Origin of the sequence: Rhodopirellula bahusiensis (genome assembly GCF_002727185.1) — a bacterium.
In the GTDB taxonomy this organism is placed as follows: Bacteria; Planctomycetota; Planctomycetia; order Pirellulales; family Pirellulaceae; genus Rhodopirellula; species Rhodopirellula bahusiensis.
Genome location: NZ_NIZW01000007.1, coordinates 19504 through 37949 on the forward strand (window position 1 = coordinate 19504; position 18446 = coordinate 37949).

The 18446-nt window shown below is 56.5% G+C and carries 14 protein-coding genes; 7 read left to right on the plus strand and 7 right to left on the minus strand.

Annotated features, from left to right (window positions below; all coding sequences use genetic code 11):
- The first annotated feature begins 202 nt into the window (after nucleotides 1-202).
- On the plus strand, nucleotides 203-1897 hold the full coding sequence (locus tag CEE69_RS09695; protein WP_199169840.1) for an FMN-binding protein: 1695 nt from the start codon (nucleotides 203-205) through the stop codon (nucleotides 1895-1897).
- Here the strand turns inward: CEE69_RS09695 and CEE69_RS09700 are convergent.
- Nucleotides 1887-3857 carry an adenylate/guanylate cyclase domain-containing protein gene (locus CEE69_RS09700; RefSeq protein WP_099260505.1) on the minus strand — a complete coding sequence of 657 codons (1971 nt, stop codon included), beginning with the start codon at nucleotides 3855-3857 and terminating at the stop codon, nucleotides 1887-1889. The two genes, CEE69_RS09695 and CEE69_RS09700, sit on opposite strands and share 11 nt — an antisense overlap.
- 49 nt (nucleotides 3858-3906) lie before the next feature.
- On the minus strand, nucleotides 3907-5058 hold the full coding sequence (locus tag CEE69_RS09705) for a DUF2891 domain-containing protein (RefSeq protein ID WP_099260506.1): 1152 nt from the start codon (nucleotides 5056-5058) through the stop codon (nucleotides 3907-3909).
- A gap of 194 nt (nucleotides 5059-5252) precedes the next feature.
- Between CEE69_RS09705 and CEE69_RS09710 the strand changes: the two genes are divergently transcribed.
- The 3 genes from CEE69_RS09710 to CEE69_RS09720 all read left to right on the plus strand — a co-directional run bounded on the left by CEE69_RS09710 (nucleotide 5253) and on the right by CEE69_RS09720 (nucleotide 10355).
- Nucleotides 5253-6815: a TIGR04222 domain-containing membrane protein gene (locus CEE69_RS09710; protein WP_099260507.1), complete on the plus strand. Its 1563-nt coding sequence runs from the start codon at nucleotides 5253-5255 to the stop codon at nucleotides 6813-6815.
- 110 nt (nucleotides 6816-6925) lie between these two features.
- Entirely contained in the window at nucleotides 6926-7513 is a 588-nt protein-coding gene (locus CEE69_RS09715; RefSeq protein WP_099260508.1) for an RNA polymerase sigma factor, read from the plus strand.
- Nucleotides 7514-7583: 70 nt separating this feature from the next.
- Complete coding sequence (locus CEE69_RS09720; RefSeq protein WP_099260718.1) at nucleotides 7584-10355, plus strand: serine/threonine protein kinase; 2772 nt, start codon at nucleotides 7584-7586, stop codon at nucleotides 10353-10355.
- A 379-nt stretch (nucleotides 10356-10734) separates the two neighbouring features.
- On the opposite strand, the gene CEE69_RS09725 is transcribed toward CEE69_RS09720, so the two are convergent.
- From CEE69_RS09725 to hemE, 3 genes are all read right to left on the minus strand, one after another.
- On the minus strand, nucleotides 10735-11127 hold the full coding sequence (locus CEE69_RS09725) for a GxxExxY protein (RefSeq protein WP_099260509.1): 393 nt from the start codon (nucleotides 11125-11127) through the stop codon (nucleotides 10735-10737).
- A 113-nt stretch (nucleotides 11128-11240) separates the two neighbouring features.
- A complete protein-coding gene (locus CEE69_RS09730) occupies nucleotides 11241-12290 on the minus strand; it encodes a hypothetical protein (RefSeq protein WP_099260510.1) in 1050 nt (349 codons plus the stop codon).
- Nucleotides 12287-14299 carry a uroporphyrinogen decarboxylase gene (gene hemE, locus CEE69_RS09735; protein ID WP_099260511.1) on the minus strand — a complete coding sequence of 671 codons (2013 nt, stop codon included), beginning with the start codon at nucleotides 14297-14299 and terminating at the stop codon, nucleotides 12287-12289. Before hemE ends, CEE69_RS09730 begins: the two co-directional genes overlap by 4 nt.
- 133 nt (nucleotides 14300-14432) lie before the next feature.
- Here hemE and trmB point away from each other — a divergent pair, with 133 nt between their 5' ends.
- Nucleotides 14433-15095 carry a tRNA (guanosine(46)-N7)-methyltransferase TrmB gene (gene trmB, locus CEE69_RS09740; protein WP_007334207.1) on the plus strand — a complete coding sequence of 221 codons (663 nt, stop codon included), beginning with the start codon at nucleotides 14433-14435 and terminating at the stop codon, nucleotides 15093-15095.
- A 300-nt stretch (nucleotides 15096-15395) separates the two neighbouring features.
- Here the strand turns inward: trmB and CEE69_RS09750 are convergent, their stop codons facing one another.
- Nucleotides 15396-16184: an enoyl-CoA hydratase/isomerase family protein gene (locus CEE69_RS09750; RefSeq protein ID WP_099260513.1), complete on the minus strand. Its 789-nt coding sequence runs from the start codon at nucleotides 16182-16184 to the stop codon at nucleotides 15396-15398.
- A gap of 51 nt (nucleotides 16185-16235) precedes the next feature.
- On the minus strand, nucleotides 16236-17138 hold the full coding sequence (locus CEE69_RS09755) for a DUF72 domain-containing protein (RefSeq protein WP_233215092.1): 903 nt from the start codon (nucleotides 17136-17138) through the stop codon (nucleotides 16236-16238).
- A gap of 362 nt (nucleotides 17139-17500) precedes the next feature.
- Between CEE69_RS09755 and rpsL the strand changes: the two genes are divergently transcribed.
- Together rpsL and rpsG are read left to right on the plus strand one after the other, a co-directional pair.
- The gene (gene rpsL / locus CEE69_RS09765) at nucleotides 17501-17866 is read left to right on the plus strand and encodes a 30S ribosomal protein S12 (protein ID WP_007326865.1); all 366 of its coding nucleotides are present in this window, start codon (nucleotides 17501-17503) and stop codon (nucleotides 17864-17866) included.
- A 74-nt stretch (nucleotides 17867-17940) separates the two neighbouring features.
- Nucleotides 17941-18414, plus strand: coding sequence for a 30S ribosomal protein S7 (rpsG, locus tag CEE69_RS09770; RefSeq protein ID WP_007326864.1), 474 nt, complete (start codon nucleotides 17941-17943; stop codon nucleotides 18412-18414).
- Nucleotides 18415-18446 lie beyond the last annotated feature (32 nt).

Below are 18446 nucleotides of genomic sequence, written 5' to 3' on the forward strand. Positions count from 1 at the left end.
TTGTCGTATAGTCCCTCACGCGAACGGCACTTCCCAAAACCAACTTGAGAAAACGTGACTTGTTGATTCAAGCCAGAAATTAGCGGACATCAAAATCGCTGCCCCCTCAACACTCGAACACTCCGGGCGAAGCCTGCCCATCGCAGACGGCTCTCACGAACGAACCACGCCCGGGCAGCGGACCGCTTGGCGAGGACGCGCGGTGCATGCGATCCGGATTGGAATGCTGATCGGGTTGCTGGCCTGCCTACCGTCGCCGCATCAACGGATCGAAGTGGCGTCTCAACCATCGCTGGATCAAATCCAACGTCTGGAACCCGCCACTCGCACCATCGCCGACACGACGGACCAGCGCGGTCGCTGGGCAATCTTGGATGCCGATCGAATCCCGCTTGGTTCGGTCGCCAGGACCTTGCCCGAAGCCAACGCATCGGTCGGCTACCGAGGACCAACAGAAGCGTTGTTGCTCTTCGACCAGCAAAACTTTGTTCGCTCGATTGCCGTCCTGCAAAGCCATGACACCGATGAGCATGTCGACGCCGTCAAAAACTCTCCCGAGTTCTTGAAGCAATTCCAAGGCCTGACCTGGGGCGGCAAACTCGCAGACGGAAGCGTACCCGAGATCGATGGCGTCTCCGGTGCAACGCTGACCAGTTTGGCGATGGCAGGTGGCATCCTCAGCCGACTGGGCGTCGCGACTGGTTCGCTCGTCTTCCCAGAACCTCTGACACTGGCCGAGGCCCAAACCTTCTTTCCCACTGCCTCCCAAATCCAGGGCGATCGCATGGCCGTGGTGAAGGACGAAAGCGGAACGAAGCTTGGATACCTGATTCGAACCGGCGCGTTGGTCGATGACGAAATCGGTTACCAAGGTCCGACCAGCGTGTTGATCGGTTTGGACATGGAACATCGACTCTTGCGGCCCAAGATCCGGCACTCCTTCGACAACGAACCCTACGTCGATTACGTCCGCCAAGAACGTTCGTTTTGGAAACGATTCGAAGGCCTGACGCTGGAAGAACTCGCCGCTTTCGATCCTCCCGCCGAAGAGGTCGAAGGCGTCTCCGGAGCCACCATGACCAGCATGGCCGTCGCCTACACCTTGCCAAGATTCGCGACCGAATTGCTGGCGGATGAGGAATGGAAAACGCTCGGGCAAACGCCTTTTCAAAAGCAACTGCATGCCCTCCAAGAATCCATCCAAACGACTCGTCTGTCCGACGCTGACATCGCCACGCTCGTCGCGTTGGTCCTGTTGCCGCTGCTCATTCGCTTCGGAGCGATGCGGCAAACATGGCTACGTCGCTTGTGGCTTTTCGCCGTCTGGATGGTCCTCGGTCTGTACGCTGGCAATCTTTTGTCGCTCGCCCTGCTGGCCGGCTGGGCAACCTCGGGAGTCACCTGGCAACTCGCCTTGGGTTTGGTCGTTCTCGCGATCGTCGCCGTGGCGATCCCGCCAACGCGGCGGGGCAATCCGTACTGCAACCACCTTTGTCCTCACGGTGCGGCCCAACAATTGGTCCGCCCCAAAAGCAACTCACGTCGCAAGTGGAACCTCCCGTCGTGGCTGTCCAAGCCGTTGGGATTCTTGCCTGCGGTAACTCTGCTGTTGGTCTATCTCACTTTGCTCACTCGTCCCGCCACCGATGTCTCCTTTGTCGAGCCATTTCACGGCTACCTTTGGCACTTGGCATCGTGGTCAGCGATCGCCTGGACGATCAGCACGCTGGCAATCGCCTGCTTTGTTCCGATGGCCTACTGCCGACTAGGATGCCCAACCGGTCGTCTCCTCGACTGGTTGCGACTCAAGGGAACCAGCCACCAAATTTCGCGAATGGACCTCGCGGTCGCAGGGCTGCTGCTGTTTGCGTGCAGCTATCGAATTCTCATTCGTTAGCCACGCTTTCGAAGCCAACCAATCGTGAGGTTGCCAATGACTCGGCGATTCCTTTGACTTGCATTGGCTCATTCGCTTCCAGCACAAACGAATCACTGAGTTGTTGCGAGACTTCGCCGGAAACCACGATTTCGCCCGCCAAGGCTCGATCGCACAACCGCGAAGCGACGTTCACTGTGTTCCCAATCGCGGTGTACTCCATTCGCTGAGGCGTTCCCACGTTGCCGACGACGGCTTTGCCGGTATGGATTCCGATGCCGATCGACAATCCGCTCTCGTGCGATCGTAGTGCCTCCTGGATTCGCCAGGCAACGCGACACGCTCGTTCCGCGTGATCGGTCTGGTCCAGTGGTGCGTTGAACAACACCAAAATTGCGTCGCCGATGAACTTGTCGACCGTGCCTTCTTCTTCGAACGTGCACCGAACCATGACTTCCAGTAGGCCATTGAGTTCTTCCAACACATCCTCCGGTTGCAGTCGCTCCGAGAACTGGGTGAAGCCGCGAATGTCGGCGAACATCACGGTCACCTCACGAGTCACACCACCCACAACGATTGCTTGCAACTCGGATTGTTGCACCAATTGGTTGACAACCGCCCGCGGCACATAACGACCAAACAAATCAGTGATTCGTTGCCGCCATCGGATCTCTTCGAAGTATCGAATGCCAACACCCAGCACTCCCGCCACCAAAATCGAAACTGGCGTGAAGGCCATGTCGAGAAACCATCCGCCGCGAAAGGCGAACGTGCAGATTGCAAGGTACGCGAGCAGCAGCACCCCAACGCCGAGCAGCGCCCAACGAGCCCGAAAACTGGCCGCGATCACGCAAGCGAAAATACTAAACCCGAACAACAAAGCGGGTGACACGTACCAAGCCGCCAAACGCATCGTGACTCCGTTCAACAACGTCTCGATCGCGACACCGGTGACCTCGAGTGCGTCGGCTTGCCGGTCGCGAATCGGGATGTCGTATCGGTCCGACGCGGGTACAAAAGACAACTCCATGTCGATCAGAACCGCCTTGCCACGAACCAACTCGGGATCGAAATCACCATCGGCCAAATCGCCGTATTCCAACCGGGTCAGTTCGCCTGGATTGAACCCGTAGTCCACCCAAACGCCCGCCGGTGACACCGTTGGAAATTCACTTCCAAAACCAATCCAGCTGACTTCCTGATCTCCAACTTGGTAGTCCGATTGGATTGGATTGGGAGTGATTGCTTCCTCTCCGCTGGAGAGCTGCAACAAGTTTTCCATCTCGGGAAAAAAGTCCATCCACTGCTGAATCAAGCCTGCTCGATCGAGCCGTTGGTAGAACCCTACTTCGCCGCCGTTCGGTTGGTCCGTCAGCCGTTGCACTACCCAAAACGGAAACGTTTCGCGAAGTGCGAAGTAATCATGCATGGCAATCGGAAAGATTCTCGAATGTCGATTCACCATCGTCGGGGAACGAAAACTCATTCCGTGGTGCACGATACAGTCGCGATAGCTGCCAACAACTTCGTAATCGACATCCAAGGTCAGAAACACATCTCTGGCCAAGTTGCCGTTGGGGGCGACTTCTTGAATCAAGTCCAACGTCGGCCGAACGTTCGCTTCGAAGTCCGCCGGATCGGTGCAAACGAGATTGCGTAAATCGGCAACCACTTTTGCATCGGCATCGATCAGTTGTTGGTAAAGCTTCCGATCCGTTTCGATATCGGGTTTCTTCCCCATCCGTTCCGCGCTGGCTTCTCCGAAAGACACCAAGACAACCTTGCCTGAAAGCTCTCGTGCCCCCAACCGTGGTCCGCCTTCTCGCAGCATCGCCGCGTCACTAACCATCCGAGAAAACTCAAACGCAGTTTGCCCACCCCAAATCATCGCCGTCAAAAAGAACAGCGAGCACAGCAGACCACAGCCGATTGAAACCAACGGTCGCCACCATCGACGATTGGATTTGGAGATCGTTTTCATCGGTTCGCACTTGAGTGATAGCAGTGAAAAGGGAGGCGTTCACAGTGACTCACATTCCGACGCCGCTGATCGCATACAGTCCAAACGTGGCCAGCCAATGGTCACCTTCGTAGTGACCGCTGTTGATGTAAGCCAATCCCGCGACCAAATGTTCTCTCGCGTTGGTTCGAATGGCGGCTACCAAAGGATGCTGCTCCGGCAAATGATTCGCGACTGATTGCAGACACCAGGCTCGATTGAGGTTCAGTCCGGCGAGGTGAACCAGTTTGCCGTCGGTGACATCGCTGACGCTGACCGGTGAGATCGTCCCATCGGTGAGTTGCTGCTTCAGCTTCGGAACAAATTTGTCCAGCCACGCTGAAAACTCCTCCGGCGTTAGCACTCGCCGCATCAAGTCCGCCTCGTTCCACGCCGACGAGAAGAAGTCGTGACCGGACGGTTCGTACTGAACCGGGTAATCGATGTCGGTCAAATAGAACTCGCGAGCCCGCGAGATCACCAACTGTTCCAACTCACCCAGGTCACGAGACCTCGCGTAGTCCAACACTTGCCCCAACGCAAACCCGGTGTCGGGATGCTGGCCTGTTCGAATCGGGAACGTCAACAGCGGCAGGTAAGCCGTGATCCGCTCAACCAACAACTGTTCGAGTGGCTCAAGAGCTCCGCGCCACTGAACGGCATCGTCATCGTCGAACGAATCCAACTCCATCGCCAAACGCAGAAACCAAGCCCAGCCATACATGCGTTCGAAAGACTTGTTCTCATCGCGAGCAAAGAATTCCGCTTCGCGTTTCAAGTTCTCAGCCGTCAAATGCCGAGACAACGTTTCGCGAATTTTGGTGGCCGCGGGCATCTCAGGAGATTGCTTCAGCAAACGCACCAACACCCAGTGACCGTGCACACTGCTGTGCCAATCAAAGCATCCATAGAACGCCGGGAAGTGTTCTTGGGGCGTGCCGATTTGATCAGGATTGGAATAGACCAGCGACAGTTTGTTTGGAAACTCCGTGTCGACACCATGCAGTACCAAATTCGCCCACTGATCCGCCATATCAGGGGTCAACGCAACCGTGGCGGTTGAGTCCATTTCAACTGGCGGATTCCCGCTTGGCGACTGCGTCCACGCTGACGTTGTCATGAGCGAACAAAGCAACCAAGCGACGAACAATCGGCGAAAGAATGGATCTTTCCAGGCAAACATGAGACTTCCTCGATTCGGCGGGGCAACTTGCGACCGGCACCAAAAACACCTGTCAATCGCAATCCTTTTGCGGACATCTTAGCCGGTGTTTCCCATATCGGTGAGCGTTCACCGTGCATTCCCAATCTGCAAAAATCGGTTCGGCAGCGCCTCGTTTGGTTTGGGTACGTGCCCTTCTGTGTTGGAGGAACTCAATGATGAAAACAATGCATGAAAACGTCACGAATGACGCGTTGTGGCAGAAAATTCTTCATTTTCCGATTGGAGGCGAATCAGCGGATTGGACCGCAGATCCGCCCACTCGCGGTCTCTCGTTTTCGCAACGATTGGCCCGGGAAAACGATTGGAGCATCCAACACGCCCGTCACTGCATCGACGAGTACCGAAGGTTTCTGTATCTGGCAGCCACCGCGGGTCACAGTGTGACTCCATCGGACGCGGTCGATCAAGTTTGGCATCAACACTTGGTCTACACCGAGAACTATTGGGTGGACTTGTGCCAAAAAATCCTGCCATCACCGCTTCACCACGGACCGACCAAAGGTGGCTCCCAAGAACGAGTTCGATACCAAGACCAATACGAACAAACTCTCGCATCTTATGAGCGGGCATTTGGCAAAGCCCCGGTGGAAATTTGGCCGCCGACGGAAGAACGATTCGCTCAATCGATCGCGTCGCTTCGCATTGATCGACGCAAGTTCTGGCTGATTCCAAAGCCGAACTTGACCGGCAAGTCATTGCAAGGGTCGCACCTCGCGATCGCGGGATTGGCAGCGACACCTTTCGCGGCGTTGTTCCCATTCAACCTGGATGGTCCCACCTTCCTTGCGTTGTACGGAGCGGCAATCGTCGTCGGCTTTGCCTACCTGTTGGTTTGGTTTCACATCAGCAACGGTTGGTCATCCAATCCTTCCGCTCTTCCCAAAGTTGGCTGGGGACAACTGTCGATCCTGGCAGGAGGCAAGAAACGATTGCTGCAAACAACCTTGGTAGCGTTGCAAAAGCGAGGCATCGTCCAGTGCGATCAACACGGATTCACGATCCTTGATCGTGGTGCATTGCAGGCCCAGCATGACGATGATCCGGTTGCTGCCGGTGCAATGAAGGTGACCACTGACTACCTGGCGTCCAGCAACGCTCCACAATCCTTCCAACGATTGCTGGTGGCAATCCACTCGACCGCGACCAACGCTGAATCACAGATGCGTGAATCGGGGTTGCTGAGATCATCCGAACAACGCAAGCGTTTTCACGTGGGTGCGTTGGGGCTGGCGGGCATCTTGCTGGTCGTTGGTGGACTCAGGTGCATGCAGGGAATCCAAAACGATCGCCCGATTGGGTTTCTCGTTTTGGAAATGGTCATCGCGACCGTCGGGTTCGTGGTCGCGTTTCACATGGCGGGTCGCGAGCGGCTGACTTCCTTGGGCAAATCGGTCCAAGAACGATCGCAGCGAAGCTATCCTGAAACGGGGTTGAGGTCCGCTCACCAAACCGACGGCGGCGACTTAGATGAGTTGCCCTGTCTGGCGTGTTGGGGTCCCGCAGTGGCCGCCTACGTGCTCACCGATGCCTCGGAACTTTTCGCCAACGACATGTTGTACGGGGAAGAAATCCAGGCTGCCCAAAAAGCATCGAACTCGAACGGATGGATTGATTGGAGCAGCGGAGACGGCAGCAGCAGTTTCGACTTCAGCGGTGGCGGGGGCGATGCGGGCTGTGGAGGCGGGTGCGGAGGCTGTGGTGGTTGCGGAGGGTGAGAAGGCTTCCACCACTTGCAGAGTGACCAGGCTGCTATCTTGGGAGGAACGCTTGCGGGATGCCGATTCGGCTCTCGCAAACTCGTTCGCCCCATGCATCAGGCCACCTCATGAACCCCGGCGCCGTCGAGGAACCATCGACTCATCCATCCTTGCTCGAACGGGCCCGGTACGGCGACGATGAGGGCTGGCAGATGTTGGTCCAGGTCTACGGACCGATCGTCTACCGATGGATCCGCCGATGCGGGGCCCAGTCGGCCGACGCTGCGGACGTGATGCAAGAAACGTTTCTCGCGGTCGCCAAGGCTCTCCCGCGGTTCAACCTGGACCAAACGGGCGCCACTTTTCGCGGATGGCTGTGGACGATCGCTCGCAACAAACTTCGCGATCGCCAACGTGCCGACCAACGGTCTCCGCTCGTCCTCGACGGCGAAGCGTTGCAATGGGCCGAGCGAGAAAGCTCTGATCCGCCCAGCGAACTCGCCGATGATGTGCAGTCGATTCAGAACCGCATGCTGCAAGTCCTGAGGCAATCGACCGATCCCAAAACCTGGCAGATGTTTTGGCGGACCGCCGTCGAAGGCTGCGATCCCGCAACGGTGGCAGACGACCTGAACGTCAGTCGCTGGACGGTCTACAAGGCTCGCGCCCGGGTGCTGCAACGATTGCGAAAAGAATTGGAGGATTTTCATCGCTGAGGTGTCCAATCGCCGCCCAATCCAAGCGTTGTGTGGTCAACCAATCGATCCCTCGCACCGAAAGCCCGTCATGATTGCCACCAGCACCGATTGCCTGAGTGTCGAAGAATTGAACCGCTTGCTCGACGGACAACTCTCCAGTAACGAGTTCGATTCAGCATCCAAGCATGTTGATCAGTGCGAGCAATGCCAGTCACGCATCCCGGAAAAGTGGGACGCGTTGTCTCCAATTGCCAATGCGGACTCAGAGGAAGATTCCGTGCTGGCTGAGTCCGCCTGCCAATTCGCGGTCGCTCAATTGATGACCGCAGGCGCCAAGGTTGCCCACACCTCCGCTGATCTCCCGATCGACCAAATCGGTCCGTACGAGATCCTCGGGCAACTCGGGCAGGGCGGAATGGGGATGGTGTGCTTGGCTCGTCACAACCGACTGAAACGGCAATGCGCGATCAAGTTGCTGCCCCCTCACCGAGTGATGGAACCCGGTTGGCTGGATCGTTTCGATCGAGAAATGACAACCATCGCGGCGTTGGAACATCCTGGAATCGTCCGTGCCACCGATGCGGGAACACACTCCGACTGGCACTACTTGGTGATGGAATACTTGGACGGAATGGACGTCGGCAAGATCGCTCATCGACTGGGATCATTGCCGGTCGCGGACGCCTGCGAGATCGCTCGCCAGTCCGCCGTGGCACTGATGCACGTGCATGAGACGGGTTTGATCCACCGCGATGTGAAGCCATCCAATTTGATGCTCACGCGAGACGGAACCGTCAAACTTTTGGACCTGGGTTTGGTACTGGCGGGCGACGATCCGCTTGCCACCGACGACCGACTGACCACAGTGGGACACCTGATGGGCACCTTGCCCGCGATGTCGCCCGAACAATTGCTCGACAGTCGAAAAGTCCAACCAGTGTCTGACATCTATTCGCTTGGTGCGACCCTGTACCGTCTGATCTCAGGCCGTTGGCCGCAAGCAAACGAAGGCGGCCTGGCAGCACGAGTGTTGGCGATCACGAGCGAGTCCAATCGATCGACTCCGCTTCCACTGAGCCGTTTGGAATCGTCGGTCAAATCGGAACTCGAATCGTTCGTCGGTCAGATGATGCACCGGCAACCCGACCAGCGTCCCAGCGGATCAATCGTTGCCGAGCGACTTGCGACCTGGTCCGGCGAAGCCAACTTAAAAGCGTTGCTCAAGCGAGCGGAATCGACACCTGCATCCGATGCACCGATCACACCATCGCTCCCGCTGGCAACGAATCCCGCTTCGCCGCCACCGGGCAACGGCAAACACACCTGGACCGCATGGCTGGGGCCGTTGGGATGGTTCGCGGCAGCTATCTTGCTGGCAACGGTCGTGATTCAAATCAAAACCGACAAGGGTCTGGTGACGGTGACCACAGACGGGAAAGACACGCAGGTTGCGGTTGAAAAGAACGTCCAAGATTCAACGGAAGAAACCGTATCACCTTCCACCGAGAAATCGCTGACCGCAGATATCGAATCACCTGACAGCGAGAAGATTTATCTAGGCGAAAATCTCGATTATTGGCTGGGAGTCTTCCGTCGCGAACAACAGATCGAACGCATCGGCCAAGCCATGCGAGCGGTTGAGTTGCTGTCTCGCAACACGCCCAAACGCGAAGAAGCCGCTCGAATCACGTTGGAATTGGCGAATGAGTACGGGACTCAAATCATCGATGACACTCCCGACCAAAATGGAGGCGGCTTTGGGGGACAAAGCTCTCCGAACCAACGGTTCATGGGCTATCTGACGCAAACCTTTGACAACTACCTTCCAACCCCTGGACTTCGACCACTCGGGGAAACGCTGGCGGATGGCAATGAGAGGGCCCAGATCACGGCTATTTTGCTGCTGAATCACTTCGTTACGGGGGTCCATGTGAATGCCGTCTACGAAGGAAGATTGGAGACAGCAAAGGCCTCGTTTGCAACTGAAGCACTGACACCTGAAGGGAGAGTAACCATCGAAACCCTTCTCAAACAGATTGGAATCGCATCCGGTGAACTCAAGCCACTCGCCGCTGACGCCACCGCGAAGGATCGATATGCTATGACTCCTGCAAGAGAAGCAGTTTCGTCTCGTGAAACCGCTTGGGTAACTGCCGTTCGAATCATCGAGATGTCTGGCCCAAAGATCTCTCCTCCGAGCTGGATCGCCGATTACGTCCAAGAGCAGGTTGATGAGGCGGTAGCTGACTACGAACATCGTGAGATCGATCCCGAGACAGAGCAGACCAAGTGGGATTACAGCGATCCCAATGCACCCTACGGTTTTTCTTCGGGTGGATTTGGTGGTGGACCTCAAATGATTACCACCCCCACCGACCCTGACTGGCTTTTGTCACGAGAGCTCTTCCTTTCGGCAATCGAAATGCGAAGGGAAGGTCGACTCGATTTGCCTATCCAGTTCGCAGCGGAGACGCTGGCCCATCCGCGCTTCAACTGGTACTCGATGGACGGTTCGTCCCTCAACGACTTGGTCCAAGCCTTGGCGACGATCGATCCGGAGGCTCCTTCCCTGATCGCCTTTCATCTCGACCGAAGCTTCCAAGAAATGGATCGCCAATACCAAGCCAGCCAGAACGCCGAATGGCTTCATCCGTTGACCTATTTTGGCCAGCGTCTCAAAGAGGGTCTGGCATCCGTCTACACCACTCACGTCGAACAGCCCGAACAGGCCCACGATCGACTCGAGCGTCTGGTCAAGTCATTGCCCAATCTGTCGATGTACCAACAATCAACCGAAGGCAACAAAGACATCTGGAACGCCATGCTAAACGACCTCAAACAGCGATTCGAAAGCGAGTGACGGCGTCAGTCTGGATCTCCCCGACGAAGACTGTTTCAGGAACACTAATCGGCGCTAATCGTACACTAATCTTCGAGGCAATCACTCTCCAGCTCACAACGATTAGTGTGCGATTAGTGTGCGATCAGAGAAGATTAGTGTTCCCCCGCCTCCACCATCTCTGCAACACGGAATCCAACACAAAGAGTTGTCGCGAAGTACAAAACGCAAACTGCCTCGCCTAGCGACCTACGATCTCGCTGCAGATTGCCTGCCGGACGAATTTGAAGAACACTAATCGACGCTAATCGCACACTAATCTCCGGGGCAATCCGCCCCAATTCACAACCATTAGTGTGCGATGAGAGAAGATTAGTGTTCCCCCCCGGCGTCCATCACCTCAATGACTTCGTTGGGAATGCAAATCATCGACCACGAATCGCTTCCATTCCAAATCACCCTTCTTTCCAAAGTTAATGAGGTAACCAACTCGCTTGCGGGCGATTCGCATGTAATTGAACAACTGAGCTTCATGATCCGAGCAAAGTTCTTTCAAAGCCTTCAGTTCGACTACGATTTCACCGAAAACTAGCAAGTCTGGTCGATACTTCGGAGTCAAAAGATGCTCCTTGAAGTAGACACTCAATTCAGATTGGGCGACAAATGCGATCCCTCTCAACCCGAGCTCGACTTCCAAAGCTGACTGATAAATTTCCTCAGCCATTCCATAGCCAAGTTGGTTGTAGACCTCGAACGCGGCCCCCATCAGGTCGTAGCCTTCTTGTCTGAACATGAACCCCACCTGGAACTGCGGATTGTAAGAATCCCCTGGCCCTCGAACCTCAAGCGTTCGCTTGCAGGCCTTCGGTTCGAAGCCTCCACGTCAATCTATCAAATCACCCGACTTTACTCTGTGAGCACCATTTTGAGTTGCTCGATGGCGGTGGGCGACTCGACTGGCAATGCGTCCGGGACGTGGAGTGGCAGGGTCACGGATCCGTCGCCTCGGATGACCATGGAGTTTGTCCAGGGACTCGCGGGCAAGAACGCTTTGACAAGTTCCACCCCAGGGTCATGCCCGCCAATTTGAAGATCGACCGAACGATCGCCGGACGTTCGATGGCCAATCCCCACCAACCGAATCACAGGAGTGGAATCGACCTCTGAATCAGACATCATCGGCGAAAGCGATTCATTGGTCCGCCATGCATGAACGCTTCGCAGCGTCGCGGCGGGGTCCAAGGTCACGCAAACACACCGAGCCGACTCGTTGCGGCGGCGAGTGATTCGCGCCACCATCGCGGCGGTCATCTCCGCTTCGTCCGTATCAAACGCTCCGGGGCCGATCACGATCGCCGCGTACTGGCTATCACGAAAATGGTTGGCCCGCGTTTGAAACTCGGAACCTTCTTCGTTCGCCTCCGGGTGCTCGATCGCGTGATGCATCCGGCCAGCGAAATCGGCGGTCCATCGTTCCCAACGCTTCACCTGTCGCTTGCCAACCGATGCACTGGAACCCGCGGACTCCAGACGCAGCTTCTCTTCCAAACGAGGCCAAGCCGGATCGACTTCGCCGATCAACCAAACCAAATCGGCATGCGTGACGACTTCGGACAGCGTCGCCGCAACAATTCCATCTCGACGTGTGACCGTTCCGATGGCCTGGACCGAAGGATCCGTTTCGATTTCGACTTCGATCGCACCGTCGGATTGCCACTGGACCAATTGTCGGGCTGCGACCAGATCCACACCCGAAGTGATCACGCGTATGGGTTGTTCGCCCGCAGCGATTTGGGCCAACGTCGCCTTGTCCGCGCGAGCCACTCGGTTCATCAACGAACCGGTGGACTCAACGATCTCGCACCCGTTTGCTTGAACCGATCCGTCCATGTTCACCACGACATCGTCGCAATGCAGCGGGCACAACGGGCAAACAACACGAGACGGTTCGCTCACGAATCCGTTCCACCATCCTCGGCAGAGAAATCATCTCGCACCGAAAGTTCTTTCACGGCTTTGACCAACTCAATGGCATTTTCGACCGGAGTTTCTTGCAGCACGCCATGACCGAGATTGAAGATGTGTCCGGGTCGCCCGCCAGCCTTGTCCAAAACATCTTGCACAGCCGCGCGGATGGTCTTGGCATCGGTCAGCAACACCGACGGGTCCAAGTTGCCTTGAACGGAGATGTCGTGCCCGACGCGTTTCCAAGCCACGTCCAGTTCGATCCGCCAATCCACGCCCACCACTGTGCGGCGATCGCCACGCAGCAAAGGAAGCAACTCCGGATTGCCGGTTGCAAAATTGATCAACGGCACGCCGGGAGTCACGCCTTCCAAGATGCGTTTCATCCATGGCAACACGAATTCGCGGTAGTCGCCTGGCGACAAACAACCAGCCCAACTATCAAACAATTGCACACACTGGGCTCCCGCGGAGATCTGCTCATTCAGATAGACGATGATCGCGTCAGTCAAACGATCCATCAGCGCGGCCCAGCCACCATCGGCAGCACGCATCAACGCTTTCGTGCTGCTGTATTGCCGGCTGCCACCGCCTTCGATCGCGTAGCTGGCCAGCGTGAACGGAGCCCCGGCGAATCCGATCAACGGGATGCCTTCGGGCAGGTCCGCTCGCGTTTGCTTGACCGTCTCATAGACGAAGCCAAGGTCCTGCGGGTTGTCGAGGCCTTTGACTCGATCCACGTCCGCCGCCGAACGAACCGGGTTGTGGATGACTGGGCCGTCACCTTTGACGAACTCCAAATCGAATCCCATTGGGACCAAAATCGGCAACAAGTCCGAAAAGATGATCGCCGCGTCGACATCCAGCTTTTCGACCGCGGTGCACATCACTTCGCTGCACAACTTGGGATTGGCGCAGAGTTCCAAAAACGTTTGCTGCGAACGAACTTCGCGGTACTCCTGCATGTAGCGACCGGCCTGCCGCATCATCCAAACCGGTGTGCGGGGCGTGGGCTCACCGCGACAAGCACGCATGAACAAACTAGATTGAGAGGGGTGATCGTCGATGGCGGGCATGGGTGTCTTGCTAGCAGAAATGAGATTGGAATCATCCGCCCGCACCGTGACAGAGGCAGACGATCCAGAAGTGGGCGATTTGGAACGGACTTCGTCGACCAAACGTTTGGCATCACGAGCTGACTCGCTGACGAGGTGCCCCATTTTGGGATGCGATGGCTCCATCGCGATGGCCAGATCATGTTCTCGCAACATGTCGCTGGTCGTTGGTCCGATCGACACGATCGCGGTCTTGGACAATCCATCGCGAAGAGAATCGCTGACACCAAGCTCCTCGGCCATGCGGAGCATGTTGACTACTTGATGAGCACTGGTGACCAGCAAGATGTCTCGTTCGCCTTCGGCCAGCGCCAGCGTGTTCGCCTTCAGCGGCTGAGTGTCTTCGGGGAATTCCCAGCCGTAGACTTTGACTGATTCGGCGATTGCACCGCGAGCTTCCAAACCGGCGATGAGTTGTTTGTTGCTGACGCCGTACTCCTGAATGCCGATCGTTTGGTTCGCAACGGGAATCCCTGCGTCGATCGTTTGCAACAACTCACGCCATGTGTTTGGTTCGGGCACACGGTGAGTCGGCTTCAGCCCAAACTCACGCATCACCGCCACCGGTTTCGGACCGCGACAGATCGTCGTGATATCGCTGAGAGCATCGAGCAGTCGTTGCTGTTCGACATGCTTCTCGGTGGCTTTCAGCAGATACCGAAACCCAACGCCGGTCATCAGGATCACGATGCCGATGTCACCGGTGATGATGCGATAGGCGAAGTCAATTGCCGCCCGGTTGGGCTCAATCGGAACTTCGCGCATCGAAGGGCTGACGAAAGCTTCGCCACCGAATTTGCAGATCAGCCGCGTCATGTCGTCGGCCCGTCGGCTCTCGAGAGCGGCCACGCGAAGGCCGTCAAAATTGTTAGTTGTCGCAGCCATGCGGGCTTGGAATCCGAAAGGGGGTGGGGCAAATCGAGTCGGCAGAAAGCGGGAAGGGAAGATTGTAGAGATTTTGCGTCGCGTTACGATGACGGCACACCGTCTTTCGCCTTTCCCTCAACAGCTTCTTTGCATGCCTCGCGCCGCCCTCCGAAAACCCAACCCCGCATTGGACCTGGATTCTTGGCTGAAAACGCCCGAGGATTTACCGGCGACAATCAACAGCCAAACGCTGTTCGGCAACGACCAGCCGCTAGAAATTGAGGTCGGCAGCGGCAAGGGTTTGTTCATTCAAACCGAATCCGATCGTCGCCCCGAACACAATTACTTCGGGATCGAAATCGCTCGCAAATACGCCGCTCACGCTGCCGCGAGACTGGCCAAACGCGAACGAGCCAACGCGAAAATGCTGGCGGGCGACGCAACGCCGCTGTTCGCGGTCACCGACGAAGGCAAACGAATCGAAGATGGATCACTCGATGGAGTGCACGTCTATTTCCCGGATCCCTGGTGGAAAAAACGACATCGCAAACGCCGCGTTCTCAGCCATGACAACATTCTCAACTTCAGCCGCTGCCTTCGCGTCGGCGGGCGATTGCACTTCTGGACCGATGTGCTGGATTACTTTGAACTGACCGTGGAATTGATCGCGGAAATCGCACCGGAACTGGGTGTGCCATTGCCGGAAACGCAGCGAGAATCCACGCATGACTTGGACTTCCACACCCACTTTGAACGCCGCAGCCGCAAGATGGGCATCCCGGTCTACCGAGTCTGCTACCGCAAACGTTCGTAGCTTGCACGCTGAATTTGTACGTTGGGCTTCCAAGCCTTTTTGTACCCCACATCTTTTGAGAGCCGCTTGCGTTGGGAATACAAGCGGTTTAAGACCAAACATCCCTTGCCGAGGAATCATTAGTGTTTGATTAGCGGCGATTAGTGTTCCCTTGACCGCTCTGGTGGAACACTAATCCACTCTGATCGGACACTAATCTTTGGTGTTTCGAGATGTGGGGTATAAAAAGGCTTCCAAGCCCGACGGAAGAGACGATTTCGCCGGGCTTGGAAGCCCAGCGTACGCTTCGAAAGACATCAGCTACGGCCAGCTCGGCTTGCGTTTTTCAAGGAACGCGGAAACACCCTCGGCGGCCGATTCGGTCGTGCAAGCCGAGGCACTGTCGGCCGCCGCTGCTGAAATCTGAGTCAGCAACGCTTCGCCGACGCTTTCGTTCAGCAATCGTTTGGACGCTTGCACCGCTTCGGCGGGACCTTCACTGCACCGAGCCGCCCATTCGCTTGCCACCACCCAAACTTGGTCGGAAGTCACCGGCGATTGGCACAGCAGGTTCAAACGCTGGGCCTCATCCGCGTCGATGGTCTCTCCCGCCAAAGTCAGCCTGGCAGCCGAGGCCGCACCAATCCGAAATGAAAGCAACGCGGTCGTCACGCCTCCGACCAAACCACGACGCGCCGCATCGGCGGCAAAGGTCGCTCGTTTGCTGGCCACGCACAAATCCGACGCCAGCATCAAAGCGAAACCGGCTCCGATCGCCGATCCATCGACGGCGGCGATGATCGGCTTGGGGAATCGCAGCATCTTCTCGCAGGTTTCCGAAACCGCTCGCCAATATTCGAACCATTGCTGCATCCGTTCCGATTCAGGCAAATCTGCGATCTGCTGAAAAACTTGCAGGTCGACTCCCGAGCAAAAATGATCGCCTCGCGATGACAGAACGACCGCCCGTGCTCGTTTTTCTTGGTGCACATCGCCGAGAGCTTCGTTGAGATCAAACAACAATCCGGGACTGAGAGCACCATGCTTTTCCGGCCGGTCAATCAAGATAGTTGCCACATTGTCGTGAATTCGAACATCCAAATGTTGCATGGGAAAAGCCTGCGGGGAGAAGCCAGTTGGGGAGACGTCGTACGGATCGATTCAATCCAGCAACGACAATTGTTCGGGAGATTGTGGAGGGCGAGGCAGGGTGAAGTCCACACCCGGCATGGCACCGGCCAATTTCGCTAGCAACAATTCGGCAAACTGCGGTGCCAAGCGATCATCAGGCGTGTGCGTGAACACGATCGGTCGCAAACCCGTCTCCAGCCAACCAATCAAGATCGGCAACCACTGATCCAAGAATGTATCGGCAAGCTCGACCCGATTGCGTCCCACGATTCGCAATATTGGCCGCTGGGCCGTGACCGTTTGTCGGACTGGCGTTCGCGGCTTCCTCGCCTGCGACTTTTCTTCAATCGCATCTTCAGGCGGTGATTGAAACAGAGGGCGGCTATCAAACGTGACCTTGTCGATCTGAAGGTCTCGCAGCAGATCGTTCACGCGAGCTTCGTTGTCCGCGGAGTCGAACCAATCGTGATGCCGCAACTCAACTGCCCAAGGCAACTCACGTGGCAAACGGCGAAGAAACCGGGCCAGCACGGGCAATCGATCGGGACCAAAGTTCGGCCCGAGCTGCAAAAACGTCGGGCCCAAACGGTCGGCTTTCGCAATCACTCGCAACCGAGCCAGAAACTCTCGCACCTCGTCGTCGCAGTGCTGGAGCATGCTGTCGTGCGAAACCTGCTTCGGAAATTTGAAGCAAAACTCGAACCCGTCGGCGGCTTGCTCAGCCCATCCGCGGAACGTGGACTCACCGGGAACCGCATAAAACGTGCTGTTTCCCTCGACGGTGTTGAAAGTCCGTGTGTACCACGCAAGCCAGTCCTTTCGCGGCGTTTTGGACGGATAGACCACGCCAGCCCAACCATCGCAGGACCAAACTGGAGTACCGATCGAAACCGGCCACGAAGGAGACGAATGAGTTTCGTGAGATTGTTTCACGCGGCGAATATTCCGGCGACGCGGTGCAAGATGAGTGAGAAAAAAGAGGGAACCACAGTAGAGCAATCGTCCGGCAACCTTGCTGCTTTCCATGTGAAATCGGATTGCCACGACGAAGAAAACTGGGGAACATTTCGCAGCCAGACGAAAAGAGATCTTTCAGAAGCGACGCATTTCGCGAAACTTTGTCGTCGGCCTCGGGACTGGGGAGTGGTTGCAAACGCCCCGGAATGCCAACCGAATGCATTTCACCCGCAATTCGGCCTTGACAGGAATGGCTTAGCCGCCATACTTCGCCGCTTGCAAAAATCTCGGCCCAAGTTGCGTGCCGCGACACATCACCGTCCAATTGCATTGTTTTCATGCCAACGATCAATCAACTCGTCCGTAAAAACCGGAAGCAGAAAAAGAGCCAGAGCAAGTCGCCGGTTCTCGAGAAATGCCCTCAAAAACAGGGTGTTTGCCTGCAAGTCCGGACCATGACCCCCAAGAAGCCAAACTCGGCTTTGCGGAAGATCACCCGGGTTCGATTGAGCAACGGCAAAGAAGTCACCGTTTACATCCCCGGCGAAGGCCACAACCTGCAAGAGCACTCGATCGTACTCGTTCGCGGTGGTCGTGTTCGCGATTTGCCCGGTGTTCGATACCAAGTTGTCCGCGGTTCACGCGACGCATTGGGTGTTGACGGCCGCAAGCAATCCCGCAGCCGTTACGGAGCCAAGAAGTAAGGCCCAGCCCTTCACTTCTCGGCATCTGTCGTTTCCAAATCATTCACTTCCCTTCGTAGCTCGATCAGACATTCATGGGACGCATCACTTCCAGCCGCTCGCAACTCATCGGCGACCCGCGGCACCACTCGTTGCTGGCTAGCAAATTCATCAACTGCTTGATGCTGGACGGAAAGAAGACCACCGCACAGCGAGTCTTCTACGATGCCCTGGAAGAGATCGGCAAACGCCACGAAGGTGAAGAGACTCCTATCGAAGTCTTCGAAGCGGCCTTGGAAAACATCAAGCCATACATCGAAGTTCGCAGCAAGCGAGTCGGTGGTGCTAGCTACCAAGTCCCAATGCAGGTCAACAAAGCTCGCCAACAAAGTCTCGCGATCCGCTGGATCCTGGCTGCCGTTCGCGACAAAAAGGGCCGCCCAATGGCCTTGAAACTGGCCGACGAATTGCTGGCTGGCTTCAAGAAGGAAGGCGCCGCCTACACCAAACGCGAAAACACGCACCGCATGGCTGACGCCAACAAGGCATTCGCTCACTTCGCATGGTGATCCGCCGCGAACGACTGAATTGATTTTCAGCC